The organism is Mesotoga infera (assembly GCA_011045915.1).
GTDB classification, from domain to species: Bacteria; Thermotogota; Thermotogae; order Petrotogales; family Kosmotogaceae; genus Mesotoga; species Mesotoga infera_D.
Window position 1 is genome coordinate 1 of the sequence record DSBT01000292.1, and the last position, 5,120, is coordinate 5,120.

Genomic DNA, 5,120 nt, shown 5'->3' on the forward strand with positions numbered 1-5,120 from the left:
CGGTAACCTTGTCTCTCTGAACTCCCTTCAGAAAGGCGCGGTACTCTTTGCCATCAAGAGAAAGAACTATTGAAGTTGTCTCTGCAACTCTGTTCATTATTCTCAAGACCTCGACCTTATCCAGACTTATGGAAATCGTTTCCATTTCTGGGCCGTAAACCACTGCAGGAATCCTGCCTTGATTCATTAGGATTTTCGCTTTCGTGTCACCGTTGCGCGGTTCAGCAACGAGATTTATTTCGTGCATTTGTTTCCCTCCTCTATCTGAACAAAATACTCACCGAAAGATTTTTCCTAACACGGGTTAATGCCTCCGCCAATAACGGAGCAATAGACAACACCATTATGTTGTCAGGAAGACCTTCATGGTATATCGTGTCAGTAATGAAGACCTTCTCAATTTCCGACTCTGCAATTATCTTTGTCGCATCGCCGGAGAGAACGCCATGGGTGGCACAGGCAAAGATCTTCTTCGCACCGTTGGATTTTAGCATCTTTGCTGCCTCTACCAATGAACGACCGGTGTCAATTATATCATCAAAGATTATTGCTGTCTTTCCATCGACATCGCCTATTATGTGTACCATTTCTGCAACGTTGTCCTTTGGTCTTCTCTTGTCCAGAATAGCAAGAGGAACACCAAGTTTTGCCGCAAACTTGCTCGCCCGCTTCACTCCGCCGATGTCCGGGGAAATGACCGCCATTTCTTCTCTGTCGAACCTCCCCTGATTGAAGAACCTGAAAAAGGCAGGAAAGGACCACAGATTATCGACTGGGATATCGAAAAACCCCTGTATTTGCTCCGCATGCAAATCTATGGTTATCAGCCTGCTCGCTCCTGAAGTTGTGAGAAGATTCGCCACAAGTTTGGCAGTTATTGGATCGCGGCCTCTTGCCTTCCTATCCTGACGAGCGTAACCATAATATGGGATTACGGCGGCAATAGAATGGGCTGAAGCTCTTCTAAAGGCATCGATCATTATGAGAAGCTCCATAAGGTTCTCATTGGCCGGGCTGCATGTAGACTGAATTATGAAGATATCATGACCCCTGACCGTCTCGTCAATCTTCAAATTTATCTCGCCGTCGGAAAACCTCTTTGTTCTGCAATCTCCAAGCCTGATTCCAAGATGCTGCGAGATCTTCTCTGCCAAGGGCAGACTCGCAGAACCGGCGAATACTTTCATCTCGTTTGTCTGGTAAGGCATCAGTTTTTCTCCTCCTGCCCATTATTATTTGAGAATCTTCCTTCTTTTACGACTTGCCTCGCTCTACCGAACGCAAGTGAGTTGGGCGGGACATCTTCGGTGATTGCAGAACCGGCTGCAGTCACAGAATTCTCTCCGATTTTCACCGGAGCAACTAAAGCCGTGTTACTGCCGATAAAAGCTCTATCACGGATCTCGGTCTTGTGTTTGTTCTTCCCGTCGTAATTGCAGGTTATAGTACCGGCTCCAATGTTCACATCTTCTCCAACATTCGTGTCGCCCAGATAGGTTAGATGCTGCGCCTTTGATCTTCTCCCAAGGACGGTCTTCTTCAATTCCACAAAGTTGCCTACGTGAGCGTCGTTCATAACTACCGCGCCCGGTCTCAGCCTGGAAAGCGGGCCGACTCTTGCTCCTGAATGTACATTCGCCGAGGAAACCTCGGATCTAACGATTTCCACATTGTCTTCGATATTCGAGTTCTCGATTCTCGTCATCGGACCAATCAAACAACCTTCGCCAATAACGGTCCGTCCTGTTATGAAAACCATCGGTTCAATTACCGTGTCCATTCCGATCTGAACTTCAGGCCCAATGTAACAGGTGGAGGGATCAACTAGAGTTACGCCGTTCTTCATGAGCTGTTCATTTATCCTTCTCTGAGCTATCCCGTTTATTTCGGCCAGTTGAATCCTGTCATTCACGCCAAGGACTTCCCTTGCATCTTCGACAATGATCGTATCTGCTTTCTCTGCCATAGCAACGGTGTCTGTCAGGTAGTACTCCCTCTGATCATTGTCGTTTGAAAGTCTAGTGATTGCCGACCTTAGGAAACTTCCTCTGAAAGCATAAATTGCGGAGTTGACCTCATCTATCCTTCTCGTCTCTGGGTCCGCGTCTCTGTGTTCCACAATTTTGACCCTGTTTCCATTCTTGACAACCCTTCCGTAGCCGGTTGGATTGGATGGTTTCATAGTTAAGAAGACAACATCGAGATCTCTTTCACCCCTATCGAAGACAAGCTTTCTAAGCGTCGACGGTCTTACCAAAGGTTCGTCTCCAGCAATAACTACTATCTCTTCATCGTCCAGATAATCGGCGGCGGTCATGACCGCGTGGCCCGTTCCAAGCTGAGGACTCTGCCTTAATGAGACAATATCGTCATCGAGAATATCTTCGACCATCGAGGCCTCGTATCCGGTTACAACCACTATTCGGTCGGCACCGGCCTTTCTAAGAGCCGATACAACCCAGTTGACCATAGGCATATCGAGGATTCTGTGAATTACTTTGGGATACTTCGACTTCATCCTTGTACCCTGACCAGCGGCAAGAACTATTCCGGTCATCTATATTACCCCCCTCAGAGGTTATTCACTTTCCCAATTACGGCACAATTATATAGCACTATCAGAGAAAAAGGCAGCGCTGCCGTGAAAGACATTCTTCTCCGCCACGCCTCTCTTATTCGAAGAGCGCGGAGACTTCTTTGAGATTCTTGATTATCTCTATACTCTGTGGGCAGAGATCTTCGCAACGCCCGCACTCAACACAGCGGGACGCTCTGTTCTCTTCCTTGACAAATCTCAAGTAGACTTTCTTCTGATCCTCGATATTATCAAACATGAAGGCATCGTTATAGAAGTCGAAGGAAGTGGGAATCGCTACGCCACTCGGACAAGGCATACAATAACTGCAGCCGGTACAGTTGACCCTTATTCTCCTTACGTACTCCTCTTTTACCCTTTCGACCGTTGCCAGTTCTGAAGGAGTCAAGGAATCCGGATCGGCTTTTCTGGCCGTTTCAATGTTTTCCCTTACCTGATCCATAGTCGACATTCCGCTCAGAACTACGCCTACTCTCGGATCATTCCATACCCATCTAAGCGCCCAGGCAGCAGGAGTTCTCTGAATTTCTGCGGACTGCCAGATCTGTAGAATATCCTTTCGAACATTGTTGGCCAGCTTTCCCCCCCGTAGGGGTTCCATCACCGCTATTCCGATTCCCCTGTCTGACGCATATCCCAAACCCTCAACACCGGCTTGATTCTCTGTATCGAGGAAATTATACTGAATCTGGCAGAACTCCCAATCGTAGGAATCGATTATGTCTTTGAAGACATCAAGAGTATCGTGAAAGGAAAAGCCGATGTGTCGAATCCGGCCACTCGAGAGAGCAGAGTTCATGAACTCGAAGATATCATGTTCTTTGAGATTCTTCCAGAATCTTCGGTTTAGAGAATGGATCAGATAGAAGTCGATCACGTCGGTTCTCAATCGCTTCAGCTGCTCATTCAGATAATAATCCATATCTTCGCGACTTTTTATTAGCCAGCTGGGAAGCTTCGTAGCAAGCTTGACTTTCTCTCTATAACCGTCCTGAAGAGCAAGACCAACGAATGGTTCGCTCTGGCCGTTATGATATCCCCAAGCAGTGTCAACGTAATCAACACCGTTGTCCACTGCAAACCTAAGCATTTTTTTGGCCTCGTCGACATCTATTGACTGATCATCTAGTGTGGGCAGCCTCATGCAGCCAAAACCCAGTGCAGATACTTTCTCTTTGGTCTTTCCCATTTCTCTGCGAATCATCGCGATACCTCCGAAAGGTTTTTTGAAGATTAAAGTGAGTACACTCTATTCTACAATATCTGCTCCTGGTTTTGAATTTGGCAGGACTCTCGCTAGTCCAGAGGGTCGTAAATCCTCTTTTCTCCCTCCAAAGCCCTGATTTTCGAAATCTCTTGAGTAACCTCGAGCGTACCGGCGTACTTTCCTTCTTCATCCCTAAGAGCGAAATACCTGATGTGAACCATCTTCTGCCCCAGACTCAGCCAGAATTCTGCAACGTCTCTCTTCGCTTCCTTGAAGTCGGAGAGAATCTTTTCAACAATGTGAGCGCTCTTCTGCGGATGACAGTTCTGCACTTTCCTGCCAATTATTGCTCTTGTTCTGACGAAGGCTCTTTCCTTTCCCTCGCTGAAATACCTGACGACGTCGTTCTCATCAACGAAGGTGATGTCAAAAGGCAGGTTGTTCATAACCAGCTTCATCTGTTCCAATTTGAGAAAACCGCTTCCGAGATTCACAACGTCTTTTGAAGTATCGGCTTCGGATTGACCTTCCGAAGAAGAGAACGGCATCGGTTCAAATGCGAAATATCCGATTTCGTCGAACTGAGTTCTTATTTCCTCCCACTCCTCGCGCGAAAGCAGTTTAAGCGCTGCAGGGAAGAGAATCTTGTGCTCCTTGTAAATGTGATTTGAGAGGATCTCGCTTATGGCTATTGCAAGCTCGTTTATTCTACCAAAACCGCCTTCTATACTCGTAGACTGTCTCTTCAGAGTCTTTCTCAGCTCCCTTACATCATCGTGTTCTTTCCACATTATCGCTGGAGGCTGAATGAGACCATGTCTCTCGAGGTAAGGAAAGAGCACGTTTTCCTCTTTCAAGAAGTACAGATCCACTTGATCCAGATAATCTAATAGAGATGAAAGCTCTCTTGCATCTTCTTCAATGTCGCTCTTGCTGCCTATCCTTCCGGCTAGATCTCTCAATTTTTTGCTCTTGTTCAGTATGTCTCGATGCTCTTCAATCAATATATGCAAAGGATGCCAGGGGTCGACGGTAATATCGTCCTCATCCAACGCTTCCTTGAACACGTCGAGATGAATATTGCACATGAGCTGTATGCTCTCTGCGGGCATGCCTTCTTCGACAAGCTTCTGCTCAACCTGAGCGATCTCTACCGGTGTGAGCTCCCTTACCACTTGCATGAAATCTTCCCTTATGCTCTCGATACTGTCTGGTTCTTCATGAAGCCTTTTTATTAGCCCTTTCAAGAACTCCTCTTTGTTGAATAACTCACTCACTTCTTCACCTCCAAATCTTCCAAGAAAATCGTATCTCTTC

Annotated in this window: 5 protein-coding genes; all 5 read right to left on the reverse strand. The window is 46.7% G+C overall.

Features of this window, described 5'->3' with window-relative positions:
* Window positions 1-247: 50S ribosomal protein L25 (locus ENN47_09515; GenBank protein ID HDP78400.1), on the reverse strand; the 247-nt coding region annotated here is incomplete at its 3' end.
* Window positions 248-260: 13 nt separating this feature from the next.
* On the reverse strand, window positions 261-1,208 hold the full coding sequence (locus ENN47_09520; GenBank protein ID HDP78401.1) for a ribose-phosphate pyrophosphokinase: 948 nt from the start codon (window positions 1,206-1,208) through the stop codon (window positions 261-263).
* Complete coding sequence (gene glmU, locus ENN47_09525) at window positions 1,208-2,557, reverse strand: UDP-N-acetylglucosamine diphosphorylase/glucosamine-1-phosphate N-acetyltransferase (GenBank protein ID HDP78402.1); 1,350 nt, start codon at window positions 2,555-2,557, stop codon at window positions 1,208-1,210. Before glmU ends, ENN47_09520 begins: the two co-directional genes overlap by 1 nt.
* A 115-nt stretch (window positions 2,558-2,672) precedes the next feature.
* Complete coding sequence (locus tag ENN47_09530; protein HDP78403.1) at window positions 2,673-3,800, reverse strand: aldo/keto reductase; 1,128 nt, start codon at window positions 3,798-3,800, stop codon at window positions 2,673-2,675.
* Window positions 3,801-3,892: 92 nt separating this feature from the next.
* On the reverse strand, window positions 3,893-5,080 hold the full coding sequence (locus ENN47_09535; GenBank protein HDP78404.1) for a DUF438 domain-containing protein: 1,188 nt from the start codon (window positions 5,078-5,080) through the stop codon (window positions 3,893-3,895).
* Window positions 5,081-5,120 lie beyond the last annotated feature (40 nt).

Coding starts and splice junctions, on each gene's coding strand:
- ENN47_09520 (HDP78401.1), bottom strand. CDS start 1,208: ATGCCTTACCAGACAAACGAGATGAAAGTATTCGCCGGTTCTGCGAGT.
- glmU (HDP78402.1), bottom strand. CDS start 2,557: ATGACCGGAATAGTTCTTGCCGCTGGTCAGGGTACAAGGATGAAGTCG.
- ENN47_09530 (HDP78403.1), bottom strand. CDS start 3,800: ATGATTCGCAGAGAAATGGGAAAGACCAAAGAGAAAGTATCTGCACTG.